Here is a 19,043-nt window from a genome sequence, read left to right on the forward strand (position 1 = left end):
AACGTTGAGCAGCGCCGTGACCCGCACCGCCGGCCCCGACCACCTGTGGTCGGTGGACGAGCACCTGGAGGACGTCCTCGCCACCGTCCGCCCCCTCGAACCCATCGAGCTGCAACTGCTCGACGCCCAGGGCTGTGTCCTGGTCGACGACGTCACGGTGCCGGTCTCCCTGCCGCCGTTCGACAACAGTTCCATGGACGGGTACGCGGTACGGGTCGCGGACGTCGCGGGTGCCGGCGAGGAGTTCCCCGCCGTCCTGGAGGTCGTCGGGGACGTCGCGGCGGGCGCGGCCGGGCTGCCGGGCGTCGGCCCCGGTCAGGCCGCCCGCATCATGACCGGCGCCCCGCTGCCGCCCGGCGCCGAGGCCGTCGTCCCCGTGGAGTGGACCGACGGAGGGCTCGGCGAGGGGCCCGTGACCGGGATGCGCGCCCGCAGCCTGGCCCCCGAGGGTGCCGCCGGGCACGTGAGCGTGTACCGGCCGGCCGAGGCACGCGCGCATGTGCGTGCGACGGGCAGCGACGTGAAGGCCGGCGACCTCGCCCTGGAGGCCGGTACGGTCCTCGGCCCGCCGCAGATCGCGCTGCTCGCCGCGATCGGCCGTGGCACGGTCCGCGTGCGCCCGCGCCCGCGCGTGGTCGTGATGTCCACCGGCAGCGAGCTCGTCCAGCCCAGTGAGTCACTGGGCAGCGGCCAGATCTACGACTCCAACAGCTTCGCCCTCACCGCCGCCGCCCGGGACGCCGGAGCCATCGCCTACCGGGTGGGCGCCGTCGCCGACGACGCCGAGATCCTCCGGTCCACCATCGAGGACCAGCTCGTCCGCGCCGACCTGCTGGTCACCACGGGCGGCGTGAGCGTGGGGGCGTACGACGTGGTCAAGGAGGCGCTGTCACACCTCGGCGACGAGGATGAGGCGGGCGGCGGCGTCGAGTTCCGCAAGCTCGCCATGCAGCCCGGCAAGCCCCAGGGCTTCGGCTCCGTCGGCCCCGACCACACGCCCCTGCTCGCACTGCCGGGCAACCCCGTGTCGTCGTACGTCTCCTTCGAGCTGTTCGTCCGCCCCGCCATCCGCGCCCTGATGGGCCTGGAGGACGTCCACCGGCCGACGGTCCGGGCGACCCTGAAGGCGGACAAGGCGCTGAGCTCCCCGAAGGGGCGCAGACAGTTCCTGCGGGGGACGTACGAGGACGGCGAGGTCACGCCCGTGGGCGGTGCGGGGTCCCACCTGGTCGCGGCCCTGGCGCACGCCGACGCGCTCATCGTCGTGCCCGAGGACGTCGAGTCCGCGGAGCCGGGCACCGAGGTCGACGTGGTCCTGCTCGGCTGAGCCCCCGGGGGTCCTGCTCGGCTGAGCCCCTCCGGGGGGTCCTGCTCCGCTGTGCGCACCGACTTGGCGGTACCGTGTCGCGCACAACAGGCCCGTGCGTCGCACCGCCACGGGCCCGGACCGGGAGCGCCACACACCATGACCGTGCCTTCCCGGGGGGAGACCCCCGGACCCTCCGCTCAGGACCGACTGACGCACATCGACGAGGCGGGCGCGGCCCGCATGGTCGACGTGTCCGGGAAGGACGTGACCGCGCGCACCGCCCGCGCCAGCGGCCGCGTCCTCGTCTCGCCCCGCGTGGTCGAGCTGCTGCGCGGCGAAGGGGTTCCCAAGGGGGACGCCCTCGCCACCGCGCGCATCGCGGGAATCATGGGCGCCAAGCGCACCCCGGACCTGATCCCGCTGTGCCACCCGCTGTCGGTCTCCGGTGTGAAACTGGACCTGTCGGTCGCGGACGACGCTGTCGAGATCCTGGCCACCGTGAAGACCACGGACCGCACGGGTGTCGAGATGGAGGCCCTCACCGCCGTGTCGGTCGCCGCGCTCACCGTGATCGACATGGTCAAGGCCGTCGACAAGGGAGCGGTGATCACCGACGTACGGGTGGAGGAGAAGACGGGCGGCAAGTCGGGCGACTGGAGTCGGGCATGAGCCTTGACGCGTCCACCGGCGGTGCGCTGCCGGCGCCGTACAGCGCGCTGGTCGTCACCGCCTCCAACCGGGCAGCCGCGGGTGTCTACGAGGACAGGGGCGGCCCGCTGATCGCGGACGGCCTGAAGCGTTTCGGGTTCGCGGTCGACGGACCCCGGGTCGTCCCGGACGGTGATCCGGTCGAGGCCGCGCTCCGGGCGGGGGTGGAGGCCGGTTTCGACGTGATCGTCACCACCGGCGGCACCGGCATCTCGCCCACCGACCGCACCCCCGAGGCGACCCGCAGGGTGATCGACCACGAGGTGCCGGGCATAGCGGAGGCCATCAGGGCGTTCGGAAGGGAGAAGGTACCGACCGCCGTGCTCTCCCGGGGCCTGGCCGGAGTGGCGGGGCGGACACTGATCGTCAACCTGCCGGGTTCGACCGGCGGGGTGAAGGACGGGCTGGCCGTCCTGGAGCCTCTGCTGGTCCACGCCGTCGACCAGATCCGCGGCGGCGACCACCCCGGACCCGGCGCCACCAGTGGGGGTGCGAGCTGAACAGCCCATCCTGGCCCGTCGTGCTGGCGGACGGCGACATCGTCCTCCGGCCGATAAAGCCGCGCGACCAGCGGGCCTGGCGCGAGGTGAACCGGCGCAACCGGGACTGGCTGCGCCCCTGGGAGGCCACGATTCCGCCGCCCACGCCCGGCGGGCCGATGGCGCACAGGCCGACCTACCGGCAGATGGTCCGGCATCTGCGGTCCGAGGCGAACTCGGGCCGGATGCTGCCCTTCGTCATCGAGTACCAAGGGCGTCTGGTCGGACAGTTGACGGTCGCCGGGATCACCTGGGGCTCCATGTGCTCGGGGCACATCGGCTACTGGGTCGACGAGGAGGTGGCCGGCCGCGGGGTGATGCCGACGGCCGTCGCGCTCGTGGTGGACCACTGTTTCCGCGCCGTCGGACTGCACCGCATCGAGGTCTGCATTCGCCCCGAGAACCGGCCCAGCCGCCGCGTGGTGGAGAAACTCGGATTCCGCGAGGAGGGTCTTCGCCCCCGTTATCTCCACATCGACGGAGCCTGGCGCGACCACCTCGTCTTCGCGCTGACGGCGGAAGAGGTGCCCGAAGGGTTGCTGAGCCGCTGGCAGCGGGCACGCTCTCAGCGGACGCCGAACACCCGCAGCACGCCCCGGAATCCGCAGAACACCCAGGGGAATCCCGCGTAGCCCCCGGGGAATCCCGCGGGGCCCGTAAAAATTGAATGTGTGTTCGAAATTGATCGGCCGATGTCCGTCTCGGGGCAATGAATTCGCGGCTCGGACGGCCTGCTGATCGCATCGGTCACAAAAAAAGTTCGAAATATCAGCCAGATCGTGCGACACACCGGCCCAATTGGCAGATGGCCTCACGCAAACCCCTCTACCGTGTGAGACGTGAGCAGCAGCGGCCTCATCTACGCAGTCATTGTCGGGGCCTGGGCCGCCTACTTGGTGCCGATGTGGCTCCGTAGGCAGGACGAGCTGAACGAGGCCCGTCCGACGGAACGCTTCAGCACCGCCATCCGGCTGCTGTCCGGACGGGCGGGGATGGAGCGCCGGTACGCCAGGGACCTGCGCGCGCGCTCCGCCGAAGAGGGGGAGCCCGACGCCCCGGACGCCGCCACCGACTCGGTGGACGTCCGGGCCTTCGCCATGCCTCCGACCCGTCGTCAGGTACGGGCGGATGCCGGGCCGGAGGCTCCCGGGCGCCCGGAACCGGCGCGCGAGCAGGCGACCGTGCCGGCACCGAAATCCGCCTCCGCACCGGCGCAGCCCAAGTCGTCCTCCGCGCCCAAGTCCCCTTCCGCATCCCCGTCCCCGCAGAAGCGTGTGCAGGGGGCGCGGCGCGCGCCCTCTGCCCAGGCGGCCGCAGCGCGCGCCCAGCGCTCGAAGGCGCTCGCGCGCCGTCGCCGCACAACGGTGATGCTCTTCCTCGCCTTCACGCTCGGCGCCATCGTCGCGGCCGTCGGCGGGCTCGCGTTCCTGTGGGCGCCCGCCGTGCCCGCCGTCCTGCTCAGCACGTACATCGCGTACCTGCGTGCCCAGGAACGCCGCCGCTTCGCCTACCAGATGGACCGGCGCCAGGCCGAGGCCGCGGCGCAGCGGCTGCGGGAGCGCGCACGCCAGCCGCGCCGGCGGCCGTCCCTGGACGCGGAGGCCGCCGCCGACGAACCGGACGAGGGACCGGAGACCGAGACCGACCCCGGAATGTCCGCGCTCGCCGCGGACCGCCGCGCCCTCGTCGAGCAGACCGACCACGCGGAGTGGGTCGACCAGCAGCGCGAACGTCAGCAGCGCCCGGAGCACGGTGACAGCTGGGACCCGGTGCCGGTGCCGCTGCCGACCTATGTGACCGCGCCGGTCGCGCCGCGGGCCACGTCCGACGTGGACCTGGAGGCGCCCGACGCGTGGAGTTCGGCACGGTCCAGCTCCGTCGCGCCTGAGCAGGAGGCGAAGCCGGACGCGGAGACGCGGGAACCCGAGCCCGCGGCCGAGGACAAGCCGGCCGCCGACGGCCGCGGTGACGCGCGGCGGCGTGCCGCCTCCGCCCGCCGCGCACGCGAACGTGGTCGCACGCCGCTCTTCGACCAGTACGACGACGGCGACCGCCCGCGCGCGGCCAACGAGTGACGGCCGTCACCCGGCGGGAGCCCGCCCTGACCAGTCAGGGAACGGATTTCCAAGCACCCCGACGGGGGTGCTAGAGTTTCACTCGTTGCAAGGGCCTGTGGCGCAGTCCGGTAGCGCACCTCGTTCGCATCGAGGGGGCCAGGGGTTCAAATCCCCTCAGGTCCACGCAGCATGAAGCCCTGGTCGGCGAAAGCCGACCAGGGCTTCATCGTGTTCACAGTGACTTTGCGTAGCAGCGGCTCTCCTCGAAGGTGCGGTAGTAGCCGAACTTGGTGCAGGACTCGTAACCGCTGGTCGTGTACAGGGCGATGGCCTCCGGCTGCTTGGTGCCTGTCTCCAGCACCATGCGGATACGGCCGGCCGCGCGGGCGTCCTCCTCCAGGGCCGCCAGCATGCGGCGGGCCAGACCGCGGCCGCGCATCTCTCCGATCACGTACATGCGCTTGAGTTCGGCGTCGCCGTTCTCGTTGCCCTCGCCGTTCTCCTCCTGGCTGCGCCAGCCGCCGGTGGCCACGGGTCGGCTGTCCTCGTCGTACGCGATCAGGTACACGCCCCTGGGCGGCTCGAAGTCCGACGTGTCCAGGGGCGTGGAGTCGCCACCGTCGCCGTAGCGCAGGTGGTACTCGGCCTGGACCTCGTCGTTGAGCCTGACGGCGTCGGGGTGGTCGAAGGGAACGCGACGTATATTCATACTGGGTATCGTACATTCATGCAGGCGGAGGCCCGGCGGACGTCCGGGCTCCGTCCAGTGTGCCGGTATCGTGCCCTGGTGCTGACTGTGACCTCGGTGAATGTGAACGGACTGCGGGCCGCCGCGAAGAAGGGCTTCGTGGAGTGGCTCGCGGAGACCTCCGCGGACGTGCTCTGCTTGCAGGAGGTGCGTGCCGAGCCGCAGCAGCTGCCCGAAGGGGTGCGGCAGCCGGACGGCTGGCACGTCGTGCACGCCCCGGCCGCCGCCAAGGGCCGCGCGGGCGTCTCCCTCTACACGCGGCGCGAACCCGACCGCATCCAGGTGGGCTTCGGATCGGCCGAGTTCGACGGCAGCGGCCGCTACGTCGAGGCCGACCTGCCCGGCGTCACCGTCGCCTCCCTCTACCTCCCCTCCGGGGAGGTGGGAACCGAGCGGCAGGACGAGAAGGTCCGGTTCATGGGCGAGTTCCTCGCCTACCTGAAGGGCCTGCGCGAGCGCGCCGCCGCCGAGGGGCGGGAGGTCCTGGTGGTCGGCGACTGGAACATCGCCCATCAGCAGGCCGACCTCAAGAACTGGCGCGGCAACACCAAGAACTCCGGCTTCCTGCCGGAGGAACGGGAGTGGCTCGGCAGCGTCCTCGACCCGGCCGACGGCGGGTACGTCGACGTGGTGCGCGCCCTGCACCCGAACGCCGAGGGGCCGTACACGTGGTGGTCGTACCGGGGGCGGGCCTTCGACAACGATTCAGGGTGGCGCATCGACCATCACGTCGCGACGCCCGGGCTCGCGGCCAAGGCCGTCAAGGGCTTCGTCGAGCGGGCGGCCACACACGCCGAGCGGTGGTCCGACCACGCGCCGGTGACCGTGGTCTACGACCTCTAGGCCGACCGGGACCCGGATCGGTCGATCTCCAGGGCGACCGGGACCGGGATCAGTCCCGTTTGCGCAGTCGCCGGTCCAGTGCGAGGGACAGTTCCGCCTCCACCACGCTCCGGGCCAGCGGGCGCAGGCGTTCCAGGTCCTCCTCGGGGCCGTGGCGCAGGATGATCTCGGTGAAGAGCTCGGCCAGGGCGTCCGCGTGTTCGCGCACGCGCCTGCCCGCCGCCAGCACCTCCGCGAGCGGGATGCCCTCGCGCACCAGTGCGGAGGACACGTCCAGCAGGCGGCGGCTGATGTGGACGATCTCGTCGCCGTCGGTGCCCAGGTAGCCCAGGTCCATGGCGGCGGCGAGGTTCTCCGGGGTGACCTCGCCCTCGAAGCGGGCGGCGAGTTCCTCGGGGGTGAGGCGGACCGGCTCCTCCTCGGTGGGGGCGCCCACGCCGAGCAGGTCGGCGACGTCGCGGCCCTGGTCGAGGGCCTCCGCGAGCTCCGCGATGCCGTTCAGGGTGTGGCCGCGCTCCAGCAGGGCCGAGATCGTGCGCAGGCGGGCCAGGTGGTGGTCGTCGTACCAGGCGATACGGCCCTGACGGCGGGGCGGCGGGATCAGCTTGCGCTCGCGGTAGAAGCGCAGGGTGCGCACCGTGATGCCGGCCAGCCGGGCCAGCTCCTCCATCCGGTACTCATGCCGCTCGCCGGGTCGTCCTGCGTCTTCAGCCACGCGAGCAGCCTATGTTGTGCCGCTGTTGTTGTACCGCGGGTAACTTCGTTCCCTCTACCCCTACCGCTCGGTACGGAGCTGCTCTACCCTCCCATTGCGCCAGTGTTCACTGGCATGGTTCAACGAGTCCTATTGCGATGCCTGGAGGCTTCGGGATGGCCGAGCACGAGCATGTACGGGTGGCGGTGATCGGGTCCGGCTTCGGCGGGCTGGGCGCGGCCGTGCGGCTGCGCCGCGAGGGGATCACCGACTTCGTCGTCCTGGAGCGCGCGGACGGCGTCGGCGGCACCTGGCGGGACAACAGCTACCCCGGGTGCGCCTGCGACGTACCGTCCCACCTGTACTCCTTCTCCTTCGCGCCCAACCCCGACTGGCCGCGCACCTTCTCCGGCCAGGAGCACATCCGCGCCTACCTGGAGCACGTCACCGACGTCTTCCGCCTTCGGCCGCACATGCGCTTCGGCGCCGAGGTGAAGCGGATGACCTGGAACACCGCGGAGCTGCGCTGGGACATCGAGACGGCGAGCGGGGCGCTCTCCGCCGACATCGTCGTCTCCGCCACCGGGCCGCTGTCCGACCCGAAGATCCCGGACATCCCGGGCCTGGACTCCTTCCCGGGCAAGGTCTTCCACTCGGCCCGCTGGGACCACGACTACGACCTGAGCGGCAAGCGGGTCGCGATGGTCGGTACGGGCGCGTCCGCCATCCAGATCGTGCCGGCGGTCCAGCCGCGGGTCGCCAGGCTCACCCTCTTCCAGCGCACCCCGCCGTGGGTGATGCCCCGCGTCGACCGCGCCATCAGCGGCGCCGAGCGCCGGCTCCACCGCTCCCTGCCGTTCACCACCCAGCTCCGGCGCGGACTGCTGTGGGGCATCAGGGAGTTGCAGGTCCAGGCGTTCACCAGGCACCCCGACGAGCTCGGCTTCGTCGAGCAGCTGGCCAGGCGCAACATGGCCCGCGCAGTCAAGGATCCGGCCCTGCGCGCCAAGCTCACCCCGGACTACCGCATCGGCTGCAAGCGGATCCTGCTCTCCAGCACCTACTACCCGGCTCTCACCCGGCCCAATGTGGACGTGGTGGCGAGCGGGCTCAGCGAGATCAGGGGCTCGACCGTCGTCGCCGCCGACGGCAGCGAGGCGGAGGTCGACGCGATCGTCTTCGGTACGGGCTTCCATGTCACCGACATGCCGATCGCCGAGCGGGTCGTCGGGGCGGAGGGCAGGACCCTCGCCGAGAGCTGGAAGAACGGGATGCAGGCCCTGCGCGGGGCCTCCGCGGCCGGCTTTCCGAACTGGATGACGATCATCGGGCCCAACACCGGGCTCGGGAACTCCTCCATGATCCTGATGATCGAGTCCCAGCTGAACTACATGGCCGACTTCGTACGGCAGCTGGACGTCCTCGGCGGCCGTGCCGCCCTCGACGCCCGGCCCGGCGCCGTCGAGGCGTGGAACCACATGGTGCAGGAGCGCATGAAGCGCACGGTGTGGAACACCGGTGGCTGCACCAGCTGGTACATGGACGCGAGCGGCCGCAACACCACCATCTGGCCCGGTACGACGACGGAGTTCCGGCGGGCCACACGACGGGTCGACCTCTCGGAGTACGCCGTCATCCGCACGCCCGTGAAGAAGAACGCCGACGAGAGCACCGCCGACACCACCGCCGACACCACCGACAAGAGCGCCGAGGTCACCGCATGAGCCGCCTCAACCGCCCCCGAGCTCACATCGCCACCGGCCCCTACGCCCCGCCCGCCCCCGCCCGCGAACTCACCGCGGTCTCCGCCGACGGCGCGCGCCTGCACGTCGAGGTGCACGGCCCCGAGGACGCGCCCCCCGTCGTCCTCGCCCACGGCTGGACCTGCTCGACCGCCTTCTGGGCGGCGCAGATCCGGGACCTGGCGGCGGACCACCGGGTCATCGCGTACGACCAGCGGGGGCACGGACGCAGCGCCGCGAGCTCCGCCTGCACCACCGAGGCGCTGGCCGACGACCTGGAGGCGGTGCTCGCCGAGACCCTCGCGCCCGGCGAGCAGGCCGTGATCGTCGGCCACTCCATGGGCGGGATGACGGTGATGGCCGCGGCCACGCGCCCCCGCTTCCGGGAGCACGCGGCCGCCGTCCTGCTGTGCAGCACGGGCAGTTCGAGGCTGGTGGCGGAGGCGCGCGTCGTACCGCTGCGCGCCGGGCGCGCGCGCACCTGGCTCACGGCCCGCGTCCTGGGCTCGCGCGCCCCGCTCGGGCCGGTCACGCCGGTCGCCAAGGGGATCCTCAAGTACGCGACGATGGGCGCCGGTTCCGCCCCGCACATGGTGGAGGCGTGCGCCCGTATCGTGCACGCCTGCCCGCGCACCGTGCGCCATGCCTGGTCCCAGGTGCTGGAGCGGCTCGACCTCGACCACGGTGTACGGGAGTTGAGGGTCCCGACAGCGGTGCTGGCCGGCACCGACGACCGTCTCACACCGCCGGCGCACGCCCGTTCCCTCGCCGCCGCGCTGCCGAACTGCCTCGGCCTCACCGAGCTCCCCGGGCTCGGCCACATGACTCCGGTGGAGGCTCCCGAGCTGGTCTCCGGGAAGATCCGGGAACTCGTCACCACGTACGTACACGTCGCACAGGTCAAGCAGGTCAAGCAGGTCAAGCAGGTCAAGGAGGGCGCATGAGCAGGGTGAGCCTGGACGGACAGGTCGCGGTCGTCACCGGAGCCGCGCGGGGCGTCGGCGAGCTGCTCGCGCGCAAACTCTCCGCGCGCGGTGCCAAGGTGGCGCTGGTCGGGCTGGAGGCGGAGGCGCTCAAGGAGGTGTCCGGGCGGCTGCACAGCGACAGCGACCACTGGTACGCCGACGTCACCGACCACGAGGCGATGACGCGGGTGGCCCGGGAGGTCAAGGAGCGTTTCGGCAAGGTCGACATCGTCGTCGCCAACGCCGGGGTCGCGACCGGCGGGCCCTTCGCCGACTCCGATCCGGAGGCCTGGCGGCGGGTGATCGAGGTCAATCTGATCGGCTCGGCGGTGACGGCCCGCGCCTTCCTGCCGGTGCTCACGGAGAGCCGCGGCTACCTGCTGCAGGTCGCCTCGCTCGCCGCGATCACCCCGGCGCCGATGATGACGGCGTACTGCGCGTCCAAGTCGGGCGTGGAGGCGTACGCGCACTGCCTGCGCGCCGAGGTCGGCCACCAGGGTGTGAAGGTCGGCGTCGCGTATCTGTCGTGGACCGACACGGACATGGTGCGCGGCGCCGATCAGGAGGACGTCATGCGGGAGTTGAGGCAGCGGCTGCCGTGGCCGGCCGGCAAGACGTACCCGCTGGGCCCCGCGGTGGACCGGATCGTCGCCGGCATCGAGCGGCGCTCCGCCCATGTGTACGGGCAGGGGTGGCTGCGCGGGATGCAGGGCGTGCGCGGCTATCTGCCGGGGCTCATCGGGACCGTGGGGCAGCGCGAGATGCGCCGCTTCGCGCCGCGGCTCCAGGGGATGCGCACGGGGCTGGTGGGCGCGGGCGGGGCGGCCGACGAGCGGGAGCGGTCCGCCCGACAGGGCTGATCGAGGCCGCGTGATCGAGCCCGGGTGATCGCCCCCGCACCCGGCCCAAGCCCGTACTACGCACCGTAACTGATCGACATGCGCAGCGTGTCGGCCCGTGTGAATCTGGTCGAGGCCCACCCAAAGGGCCCAAACCCCTCACCCTCTACGGGAGTGAACCCACATGGGTATGAAGGACCAGCACCAGGAGAAGGCCAACCAGCTGAAGACCCAGGGCAAGCAGAAGGGCGCCCAGCGCGGCCAGCAGCAGCCCCAGCGTGGTCAGCAGCAGCCCCAGCGTGGCCAGCAGCCCGAGCACGGCCGCCAGGGCACGCGGGACATGGACGAGTCCGAGCGCGACATGCGTGAACGCATGGACATGGACTACGACGCCTGACGTCGGCGGTCCACCGGAAGGGGTGCCCCTGCAGGGGCACCCCTTCTCATGTCCGCGGCCTCATGTCCGCGGCGGCAGCTTCGGCCGCGACCGGTCCGGTACGTCGCTGTAGTCCGGCGGGGTCGCCGCCGGGTTCGTGGTGAGCAGGTCCAGGGCCAGCTGCACCGCGTCGTCCATCTCGACATGGCGGCCCTCCGCCCAGTCCAGCGGGGTGCGCAGGATGTCCAGGTCGGGGGCGACGCCGTGGTTCTCCACGGACCAGCCGTACGCGTCGAACCAGGCGGCGTTCATCGGCACGGTGATCACCGTGCCGTCGCCCAGCCGGTGCCGCCCGGTCATGCCGACCACACCGCCCCAGGTGCGCTGCCCGACCACCGGCCCGAGCCTGAGCAGTTTGAAGGCCGCCGTGATCATGTCGCCGTCGGAGGAGGTCGCCTCGTCGGCGAGGGCGACGATCGGGCCGCGGGGCGCGTTGGAGGCGTACGACACCGGCTGGGCGTTGCGGGTCAGGTCCCAGCCGAGGATGGTGCGCGTGAGCTTCTCGATCACCAGCTCGCTGATGTGCCCGCCCGCGTTGCCGCGCACGTCCACGATCAGCACGGGCCGGGACACCTCCATGCGCAGGTCGCGGTTGAACTGGGCCCAGCCCGAGCCGCCCAGGTCGGGGATGTGCAGATAGCCGCACTTGCCGCCGCTCAACTCCCGTGTGACCTCCCGGCGTTTGGCCACCCAGTCCTGGTAGCGCAGCGGCCGCTCGTCGACGAGGGGGACGACGGCCACCCGCCGCGGCGGGCCCGTCTCGCCCTCCGCCGGGGTGAACGTCAGCTCCACCGTCGTACCGCCCGAACCCGCCAGCAGGGGATACGGTCCCGTCACCGGATCCACCGGCCGGCCGTCCACGTGGGTGAGGACCGCGCCCTCCCGGATGCCGGTGCCGGCCAGCGGGGAGCGGGCCCTGGAGTCGGAGGAGTCACCGGGCAGGATCCGCTTGACCGTCCAACCGCCGTTCCGGCGCACGAGGTTGGCGCCCAGCAGGCCCTGCAGACGCTGGTAGTGCGGCGGTCCCTCGTTGCGCCGGGCGGGCCCGACATAGGCGTGGGAGGTGCCCAGCTCGCCCAGCACCTCGCGCAGCAGGTCGGCGAACTCGTCGGGCGTGGCGACCCGTTCGACCAGCGGCCGGTACTGGTCGAGGATCGCGTCCCAGTCGATGCCGCACATGCGCGGCTCCCAGAAGTAGTCCCGGATGAGGCGGCCGGCCTCCGCGTACGCCTGGCGCCACTCGGCGGGCGGGTCGACCTCGTGCAGGATGCGGCGCAGGTCGATCCAGGTCGTCGTGTCGCCGTCGCCGGGCTCGGTGGCGGGGACGGCCCGCAGGTCGCCCTCGTCCATGACCACCAGCCGTGTGCCGTCGCCGCTCACCGAGAACCAGTCGAGATGGTCGACGAGTTGGGACTTCTTCGCCTTGGTGAGGTTGAAGTACTCCAGCGTGGGCCGCTCACTGGGATCGCTGGGGTTCGCGAACGTCTCGCCCAGCGCGCCCGAGATCGGCCAGCGCAGCCAGACCAGGCCGCCGCCCGAGACCGGGTGCAGCCCCGAGTACTTGGAGGCGGAGACCGGGAACGGGGTGACCCTGTTGGCCAGCCCCTCGATCTCCACGGTCACCGCGCCGCCCTCGCCGGTCTCCTCGTCCTCCACCGGGTCCAGGCCCCCGGCGGCCGGCCGGCCCTCGGGGTTCAGGGCGAAGGGGGATGGGGTGGCCGAGGACAGCGGGACCAGGTACGGGCGGCAGCCGAGCGGGAAGGACAGGTCGCCGGTGTGGACGTCGTACACCGGGTCGAAACCGCGCCAGGACAGGAACGCCAGATAGCGGCCGTCCCGGGTGAAGACGGGGTTCTCGTCCTCGAAGCGGCCGTTGGTGACGTCGACGATCGGGTGGGCCTCCTGGCCGGCCCCGGAGATCCGGGCCATCTTGATCTGCCGGAGCGACCGGCCGATGCCCGGATGCGACCAGGTCAGCCAGGAGCCGTCCGGGGAGAAGGCCAGATCCCGCACCGGGCCGTTGATGGACCGGATCAGTTCGGTGACCTCGCCGTTCGGGTCCTCGGTCTCCGCGGCGGCGGCCTCTTCGCCGGACACGGTGGTCAACAGCAGCCGTCCGTCGTGCGAGGCGACGGCGAGGCGCTCGCCCAGCGGGTCCGAGACCAGCTCCAGGACCCGGCCCAGTTCGCCGGAGGCCAGCCGGCGCGGCTCGCGGTCGCCGCTGGCGCGGGGCAGGTGGGCGATCTCGATCGCGTCCTCGCCCCCGGCGTCCGTGACGTAGGCGACCTGCCCGGTCGAGCCCAGCATCGCCGGAAGCCGGACCCGTACGCCGGGCGTGTCCGTGATGGTGCGCGCGGGACCGTCGCGATGGGTGAGCCAGTGCAGGCTGCCGCGTACGACGACGGCGCTGGCCCGGCCCGTCTCGTCGACCGAGATGCCGTCCACGTGCTGGGCGGCCGGCACCTGGTACCTGCGGCGGCCCGCGCGGGCACCGGACAGACGCACCTCCAGCTTGTGCGGCACCGAGCCCGGGGACAGGTCGTCCACCATCCACAGGTCGCCGGCGCACTGGTACACCACCCGAGTGCCGTCGCTCGACGCGTGCCGGGCGTAGAAGGCGTCGTGGTCGGTGTGACGGCGCAGGCCGGAGCCGTCGTAGGCGCACGAGTAGAGGTTGCCGATCCCCTCGTGGTCGGAGAGGAAGGCGATCCGGCCGCCGACGAACATGGGCGAGTGCAGATGGCCGCCGATGTCCGGGAGCAGCCGCTGCCCATGCAGCCACAGGCGGCCCATGGCGCCGCCCCGGTAGCGCTTCCAGGCGGCCGGTTCGTGCGGCGGGGTGCCGGTGAGGAGGAGGGTGCGGTGCCCGTCCTCGATGTCGGCGACCTGGATGTCGGCGACCGGCCCCCAGGGGAGCTTGCGGCCGGGGTCGCCGTCGGTGGAGACCTTGTAGGCCCAGGTGAAGTACGAGAAGGGCTGGCTGTGGGAGGCGACGGCGAGGATGTCCCCGTCCGGTGTCCAGCCGCACACCTGGGTGTCGGCACTTCCCCAGTACGTCAGCTGCCGCCCCGGCCCGCCGTCCACGCCGACCAGGTGGATCTCGGGCACCAGGCTGCGCCAGCTCGTGTACGCGATCTGGCGGCCGTCGGGCGAGAAGCGGGGGTGGCCGGTCTTGGTGCGGTCGACCGTGAGCCGCCAGGCGCGGCCCGGGGCGTCCAGGGGGGCCAGCCAGAGGTCGTCCTCGGACACGAAGCACAGCAGTTCGCCGCTGAGGTGCGGCAGGCGCAGATAGCTCACCTCCCCATGCTTTTCCGGGGGATGGAGTGGAGCAACTTGTGAAAAATCCGCGCGCTGTGTCAGCACCTGTTTCAAGACGTGCGTCCGACGCGCATCTGACGTGACCCAGCACACGTACGAAACCGTTTCGTTTCGAAGAGGGGTGCGCTACATTCGTCACGTACGAAACCGTGTCGTTCGGAGTGGGAAGGTGAGATCGATGACCGAGGTCGCCCCGGCGCGCCGCAGTCGTATCACCCCCGAGCGTGAGGCCGAGTTGTACGAGGCCGTGCTCGACCTGCTCCGTGAAGTCGGCTACGACGCCCTCACCATGGACGCCGTGGCCGCTCGCACCCGGTCCAGCAAGGCGACGCTCTACCGCCAGTGGGGCGGCAAGGCCGAGCTGGTGGCGAAAGCGGTGCGGCACAGCAAGCCGGGCGGCTCGTTCGACGAGATCGACACCGGGTCGCTCAAGGGCGACCTGCACGCCCTCACGCTGCGTTCGGACGACTGCGAGATGGAGCAGAACTCCGCGCTCATGCGGGGCCTGGCCATGGCGGTGCACGGCAACCCGGATCTCCTGAAGGCGTTCAAGGCGCATCTGATCGAGCCGGAGATGGCGGAGTTCCGCCGCTTGCTCCAGCGGGCCGTCGACCGGGGTGAGGTCCGTGCGGACAACCCGGCGATCGGGTTTGTGATGCACATGATGATCGGCGGGTTCGCCGCCCGCACGATGATCGACGAGCGGCCGCCGACGCAGGAATTCCTCCTTTCGTACATCGACGCCGTGGTGCTCCCCGCCCTCGGCGCACCCATCCACTGACAAGTCCCCTCAGCCCCACCTGACGTCACCGCTCACGTCGTCGGGCCGATCACCCCTGCCCCCACGGGGATGGTCACCCCTGCCCTGCACACCCCCACGACTGACCGGGAGTACGTCCTCGTGGCCACGTTCCTCTACAAACTGGGCCGGCTCGCCTTCCGGCGACGGCACTTCGTCGCCCTCATATGGGTGGCGCTGCTGACGCTGGCCGGCGTCGGCGCCGCAAGCGCCCCCGCGGCCGGCAACACGTCCTTCTCCGTTCCCGGAACGGAGGCCCAGAAGGCCTTCGACCTGCTGGAACAGCGCTTCCCCGGCATGACCGCCGACGGTGCCACCGCGCGCGTCGTCTTCAAGGCGCCGAGCGGCGAGAAGATGACGGCCGCCGCCAACAAGAAGATCGTGAAGAAGACGGTCGCCGAGCTGAAGGACGGCTCCGAGGTCGCCACCGTCGCCGACCCGTACAAGAGCGGGGCCGTCAGCAAGAACGGCAGAATCGCTTACACCTCGGTCAGGTACAAGGTCTCCGGCATGGAGCTGGCGGACTCCACGCGGGACGCCCTCAAGGACGCCGCGCAGCACGCGCGGGACGCCGGACTGACCGTCGAGGTCGGCGGCGACGCCCTGAACACCACGCCCGAGACCGGTGCCACCGAGGTCATCGGCATCGCGGTCGCCGCGGTCGTCCTCGTCATCACCTTCGGCTCGCTGCTCGCGGCCGGACTGCCCCTGCTCACCGCCCTCATCGGCGTCGGCATCGGCATCTCCACCATCGCCGCGCTCGCCAACGCCCTGAACCTGGGCTCCACCACCTCCACCCTGGCCTCGATGATCGGCCTCGCCGTCGGCATCGACTACGCGCTGTTCATCGTCTCCCGCTACCGCGCCGAACTGGCCGAGGGCCGCGAGCGCGAGGAAGCGGCCGGGCGGGCCGTCGGCACGGCGGGCTCCGCGGTGGTCTTCGCGGGCCTGACCGTGGTGATCGCCCTGGTCGGCCTGTCCGTGGTCAACATCCCGATGCTGACCAAGATGGGCGTCGCCGCCGCGGGCACGGTCGCCATCGCGGTCCTGATCGCCCTCACCCTGATCCCGGCGCTGCTCGGCTACGCAGGCCGGAAGGTGCGGCCCGCGGGCGAGAAGAGCAAGCTGCTCGGTGGCGGCCGCAAGGCCGAGCACCCCCACAAGGCCGGGCGCCCGAACATGGGCACGCGCTGGGCGAGCTTCGTCGTACGCCGTCCCGTCGCCGTCCTCCTCCTGGGCGTCGTCGGCCTCGGAGTCGCGGCCGTCCCCGCCGGCTCGCTGGAACTGGGCCTGCCCGACGACGGCTCCCAGCCGACGTCCACGACGCAGCGCCGCGCCTACGACCTCCTCTCCGACGGCTTCGGCCCCGGCTTCAACGGCCCCCTGATGGTCGTGGTCGACGCCAAGGCCAGCGACCACCCCAAGGCCGCCTTCAAGGAGGTCGGCAAGGAGATCAAGGGCCTCAAGGACGTCGTGACGGTGACCCCGGCCCAGCCCAACAAGGCCGGCGACACCGCGACGATCACCGTGATCCCGAAGTCCAAGCCGTCCTCGACGACCACCGAGGACCTGGTGCACGCGATCCGCGACAAGGGCGCGGACATCAAGGCCGACACGGACGCACAGGTCCTGGTCACCGGCGCGACGGCGATGAACATCGACACGTCGCAGAAGCTGAACGACGCGCTGATCCCGTACCTGGCGCTCGTCGTCGGCCTCGCCTTCCTGCTCCTGATCCTCGTCTTCCGCTCGATCCTGGTCCCGCTCAAGGCGGCCCTCGGCTTCCTGCTGAGCGTGATGGCGGCGCTCGGTGCCGTGGTCGCGGTCTTCCAGTGGGGCTGGCTGTCCGGCCTGATGGGCGTCGAGGAGACCGGACCGATCATGTCGATGATGCCGATCTTCATGGTCGGCGTGGTCTTCGGTCTCGCCATGGACTACGAGGTCTTCCTCGTCACACGGATGCGGGAGGCGTACGTCCACGGGGAGAAGCCGAGCCAGGCCGTGGTGACCGGCTTCAAGTACGGCGCCCGGGTCGTCACCGCCGCCGCGGTGATCATGATGGCCGTGTTCTCCGGCTTCATCGGCTCCAGTGAGTCGATGATCAAGATGATCGGCTTCGGCCTGGCAGTCGCAGTGTTCTTCGACGCCTTCATCGTCCGGATGGCGATCGTCCCGGCGGTACTCGCCCTGCTCGGCAAGAAGGCCTGGTGGCTGCCGAAGTGGCTGGACCGCGCCCTGCCCGACGTCGACGTGGAGGGCGAGGGCCTGCGCACGCACGACGAAGGCCGGCCCAGGGACGAGGACCGGGAGCTGGTCAGCGCCTGACGCGCGGCCTGCGACGACAGACCAGCCGGTGAGGGTCCGTGGGGACGGGGCACCCTCACCGGCTTCCTCGCGCCCGCGCCCGGAACCCGGTCGCATGCCTCGTACACGCACCATTAGCGTGCCGCCCATGACCCATTCCGTATCGGGAGCCCATCCCCGCTTCGCCGAAGCCCTCGAAGAGCTGGGCCTGGCCGAACTCCACGCGCGCGTGCGCAGCTTCCCGGACGGGGCCCGTACCGCCGCCGAGGCGGCCGCGGCCATCGGCTGCGAGCTGAGCCAGATCTGCAAGTCGCTGATTTTCGCTGCCGACGGCGTTCCGGTGCTGGTCCTCATGGACGGGGCGTCCCGGGTGGACGTGGAGCGGGTGCGGGAGGAACTCGGAGCCGGGGCCGTCACACGGGCCAGGGCGGACGTCGTGCGGGAGACGACGGGGTACGCCATCGGCGGCGTACCGCCCTTCGGGCACCGGACGAGGACGCGGGTGCTCGCGGACCGTTCGCTCCTCGCGCACGACGTCGTATGGGCTGCCGCGGGCACCCCGCACCCCGTCTTCCCCATGGAGCCGAAGGCACTGATCGCCCACGCGGGCGGCACCCTGGTGGACGTGCGCGAGCGCACCTCGTGACGCCGCTGGTCACCACTGCCGTGCTGCTCGCCGCGGTGACGCACGCCAGCTGGAACGCGATCGCCCACCGGATCACCGACAGACTGGTCGGGTTCACGCTGATCCTGACCGGCGGCGTGCTCATCGGGCTGGCCGCGGCACCGTTCGCGCCGCTGCCGGCGGCCGGGGCATGGCCGTACCTGCTCGCCTCGGCGGTCATCCATCTCGTCTACGTCATCCTGCTGATGACGTCCTTCCGGCTCGGCGACTTCGGCCAGGCCTATCCCATCGCGCGCGGCAGCGCCCCGCTGGTGGTCACCGCGCTCGCGGCCGTCTTCGCCCACGAGGTGCCCGACGGCTGGGCCGCCGCCGGCATCGCCGTGTCCTGCGCAGGCCTCACCGGCGTCGCCCTGTGGGGCCTGCGCGGGCGCCGGCCGGACTGGCCCGCGATCGGGGCGGCCCTCGCGACCGGTTTCTCCATCGCCGCGTACACCGTCGTCGACGGACTCGGCGTACGCGCCGCACACTCCCCGGTCGGCTACACCGCCTGGCTGATGGTGATCCAGGGCGTGGCGATCCCGGCGTACGCCGTCCACCGCTGGCGCGGCGAAACGGCCACCGTCCTGCGCCCGTTCGCCGCCCTCGGACTCTTCGGCGCGTTTCTCTCCGTCTCCGCGTACGGACTGGTGCTGTGGGCGCAGACCCGCGCGGCACTGGCGCCGATCGCGGCCCTGCGGGAGTCGTCAGTCAAGTCTTGCTCATGCGGTAATAATGCCGCTGTTCAGGGAGCTGGATGAGGTCATTTTCGTGCATCGGGCCGGTTACCCGTGGACGCCGGCTGATCGCACGACTGCCGGAGCTGATTCGGGCCGGCGGCTGACGCTGAAGCGAAAGCCGCTGCTCGCTGGTCGGGCGGATCAGGCGCTGGTCGATTTCGCGCGGGTGAGGTTGGCGCTGACAGCACGGGTGGTGCGGTGGTCTTCGCCCAAGACCCGTAGGCAATCGGTGAGGGTTTGTTCGTAGAGGGGGATTGCGCGGTCGAGGTCTCCCGCCGCGTGGTACGCGTACGCGAGGTTGTTGCGGGAGGTGAGCGTGGTCGGGTGGTCCTCGCCCAAGT

Annotated in this window: 18 protein-coding genes and 1 tRNA gene; 15 read left to right on the forward strand and 4 right to left on the reverse strand. The window is 71.6% G+C overall.

Annotated features, from left to right (window positions below; translation table 11 throughout):
* Positions 1 to 4: 4 nt before the first annotated feature.
* From glp to ACIPSA_RS16930, 6 genes are all read left to right on the forward strand, one after another.
* Complete coding sequence (gene glp, locus ACIPSA_RS16905) at positions 5 to 1,327, forward strand: gephyrin-like molybdotransferase Glp (protein ID WP_402634874.1); 1,323 nt, start codon at positions 5 to 7, stop codon at positions 1,325 to 1,327.
* Positions 1,328 to 1,465: 138 nt separating this feature from the next.
* Positions 1,466 to 1,978 carry a cyclic pyranopterin monophosphate synthase MoaC gene (gene moaC, locus ACIPSA_RS16910; RefSeq protein WP_402634877.1) on the forward strand — a complete coding sequence of 171 codons (513 nt, stop codon included), beginning with the start codon at positions 1,466 to 1,468 and terminating at the stop codon, positions 1,976 to 1,978.
* Positions 1,975 to 2,517 (forward strand): molybdenum cofactor biosynthesis protein B, encoded by a 543-nt coding sequence (locus ACIPSA_RS16915; protein ID WP_402634880.1) that lies wholly within the window; start codon positions 1,975 to 1,977, stop codon positions 2,515 to 2,517. The genes moaC and ACIPSA_RS16915 overlap by 4 nt, the downstream gene beginning before the upstream one ends.
* Before the next feature lie 20 nt (positions 2,518 to 2,537).
* The gene (locus tag ACIPSA_RS16920; RefSeq protein ID WP_402634883.1) at positions 2,538 to 3,188 is read left to right on the forward strand and encodes a GNAT family N-acetyltransferase; all 651 of its coding nucleotides are present in this window, start codon (positions 2,538 to 2,540) and stop codon (positions 3,186 to 3,188) included.
* 207 nt (positions 3,189 to 3,395) lie between these two features.
* Positions 3,396 to 4,631 (forward strand): gephyrin-like molybdotransferase receptor GlpR, encoded by a 1,236-nt coding sequence (gene glpR, locus ACIPSA_RS16925; RefSeq protein ID WP_402634885.1) that lies wholly within the window; start codon positions 3,396 to 3,398, stop codon positions 4,629 to 4,631.
* Positions 4,632 to 4,722: 91 nt separating this feature from the next.
* Positions 4,723 to 4,796 (forward strand) — tRNA-Ala (locus tag ACIPSA_RS16930).
* Between the two features lie 49 nt (positions 4,797 to 4,845).
* Here ACIPSA_RS16930 and ACIPSA_RS16935 read toward each other — a convergent pair.
* The gene (locus ACIPSA_RS16935; protein ID WP_402634888.1) at positions 4,846 to 5,322 is read right to left on the reverse strand and encodes a GNAT family N-acetyltransferase; all 477 of its coding nucleotides are present in this window, start codon (positions 5,320 to 5,322) and stop codon (positions 4,846 to 4,848) included.
* A gap of 78 nt (positions 5,323 to 5,400) precedes the next feature.
* On the opposite strand from ACIPSA_RS16935, the gene ACIPSA_RS16940 reads away from it, so the two are divergent.
* Positions 5,401 to 6,204: an exodeoxyribonuclease III gene (locus tag ACIPSA_RS16940; RefSeq protein WP_402634891.1), complete on the forward strand. Its 804-nt coding sequence runs from the start codon at positions 5,401 to 5,403 to the stop codon at positions 6,202 to 6,204.
* A gap of 49 nt (positions 6,205 to 6,253) precedes the next feature.
* On the opposite strand, the gene ACIPSA_RS16945 is transcribed toward ACIPSA_RS16940, so the two are convergent.
* Positions 6,254 to 6,874 carry a MerR family transcriptional regulator gene (locus ACIPSA_RS16945; RefSeq protein WP_402635441.1) on the reverse strand — a complete coding sequence of 207 codons (621 nt, stop codon included), beginning with the start codon at positions 6,872 to 6,874 and terminating at the stop codon, positions 6,254 to 6,256.
* A gap of 200 nt (positions 6,875 to 7,074) precedes the next feature.
* On the opposite strand from ACIPSA_RS16945, the gene ACIPSA_RS16950 reads away from it, so the two are divergent.
* The 4 genes from ACIPSA_RS16950 to ACIPSA_RS16965 all read left to right on the forward strand — a co-directional run bounded on the left by ACIPSA_RS16950 (position 7,075) and on the right by ACIPSA_RS16965 (position 10,841).
* A complete protein-coding gene (locus ACIPSA_RS16950) occupies positions 7,075 to 8,622 on the forward strand; it encodes a flavin-containing monooxygenase (protein WP_402634894.1) in 1,548 nt (515 codons plus the stop codon).
* The gene (locus tag ACIPSA_RS16955) at positions 8,619 to 9,584 is read left to right on the forward strand and encodes an alpha/beta fold hydrolase (RefSeq protein WP_402634896.1); all 966 of its coding nucleotides are present in this window, start codon (positions 8,619 to 8,621) and stop codon (positions 9,582 to 9,584) included. The genes ACIPSA_RS16950 and ACIPSA_RS16955 overlap by 4 nt, the downstream gene beginning before the upstream one ends.
* Entirely contained in the window at positions 9,581 to 10,465 is an 885-nt protein-coding gene (locus ACIPSA_RS16960) for an SDR family oxidoreductase (RefSeq protein WP_402634899.1), read from the forward strand. The genes ACIPSA_RS16955 and ACIPSA_RS16960 overlap by 4 nt, the downstream gene beginning before the upstream one ends.
* Before the next feature lie 163 nt (positions 10,466 to 10,628).
* Complete coding sequence (locus tag ACIPSA_RS16965) at positions 10,629 to 10,841, forward strand: hypothetical protein (protein ID WP_402634902.1); 213 nt, start codon at positions 10,629 to 10,631, stop codon at positions 10,839 to 10,841.
* Between the two features lie 60 nt (positions 10,842 to 10,901).
* On the opposite strand, the gene ACIPSA_RS16970 is transcribed toward ACIPSA_RS16965, so the two are convergent.
* Positions 10,902 to 14,177, reverse strand: coding sequence for a S41 family peptidase (locus ACIPSA_RS16970; protein WP_402634905.1), 3,276 nt, complete (start codon positions 14,175 to 14,177; stop codon positions 10,902 to 10,904).
* Positions 14,178 to 14,376: 199 nt separating this feature from the next.
* Here ACIPSA_RS16970 and ACIPSA_RS16975 point away from each other — a divergent pair, with 199 nt between their 5' ends.
* From ACIPSA_RS16975 to ACIPSA_RS16990, 4 genes are all read left to right on the forward strand, one after another.
* The gene (locus ACIPSA_RS16975; RefSeq protein WP_402634908.1) at positions 14,377 to 14,979 is read left to right on the forward strand and encodes a TetR/AcrR family transcriptional regulator; all 603 of its coding nucleotides are present in this window, start codon (positions 14,377 to 14,379) and stop codon (positions 14,977 to 14,979) included.
* Positions 14,980 to 15,099: 120 nt separating this feature from the next.
* The gene (locus ACIPSA_RS16980; RefSeq protein WP_402635443.1) at positions 15,100 to 17,322 is read left to right on the forward strand and encodes an MMPL family transporter; all 2,223 of its coding nucleotides are present in this window, start codon (positions 15,100 to 15,102) and stop codon (positions 17,320 to 17,322) included.
* Between the two features lie 127 nt (positions 17,323 to 17,449).
* The gene (locus ACIPSA_RS16985) at positions 17,450 to 17,947 is read left to right on the forward strand and encodes a YbaK/EbsC family protein (RefSeq protein ID WP_402634911.1); all 498 of its coding nucleotides are present in this window, start codon (positions 17,450 to 17,452) and stop codon (positions 17,945 to 17,947) included.
* Positions 17,944 to 18,723, forward strand: a complete 780-nt coding sequence (locus tag ACIPSA_RS16990) for an EamA family transporter (protein ID WP_402634913.1) — start codon at positions 17,944 to 17,946, stop codon at positions 18,721 to 18,723. Before ACIPSA_RS16985 ends, ACIPSA_RS16990 begins: the two co-directional genes overlap by 4 nt.
* A 120-nt stretch (positions 18,724 to 18,843) precedes the next feature.
* Here ACIPSA_RS16990 and ACIPSA_RS16995 read toward each other — a convergent pair.
* A partial coding sequence (locus ACIPSA_RS16995) for a tetratricopeptide repeat protein (RefSeq protein ID WP_402634916.1) occupies positions 18,844 to 19,043 on the reverse strand: 200 nt, incomplete at its 5' end.

The sequence above is a fragment of the Streptomyces sp. NPDC086549 genome (genome assembly GCF_044746205.1).
Lineage (GTDB): Bacteria > Actinomycetota > Actinomycetes > Streptomycetales > Streptomycetaceae > Streptomyces.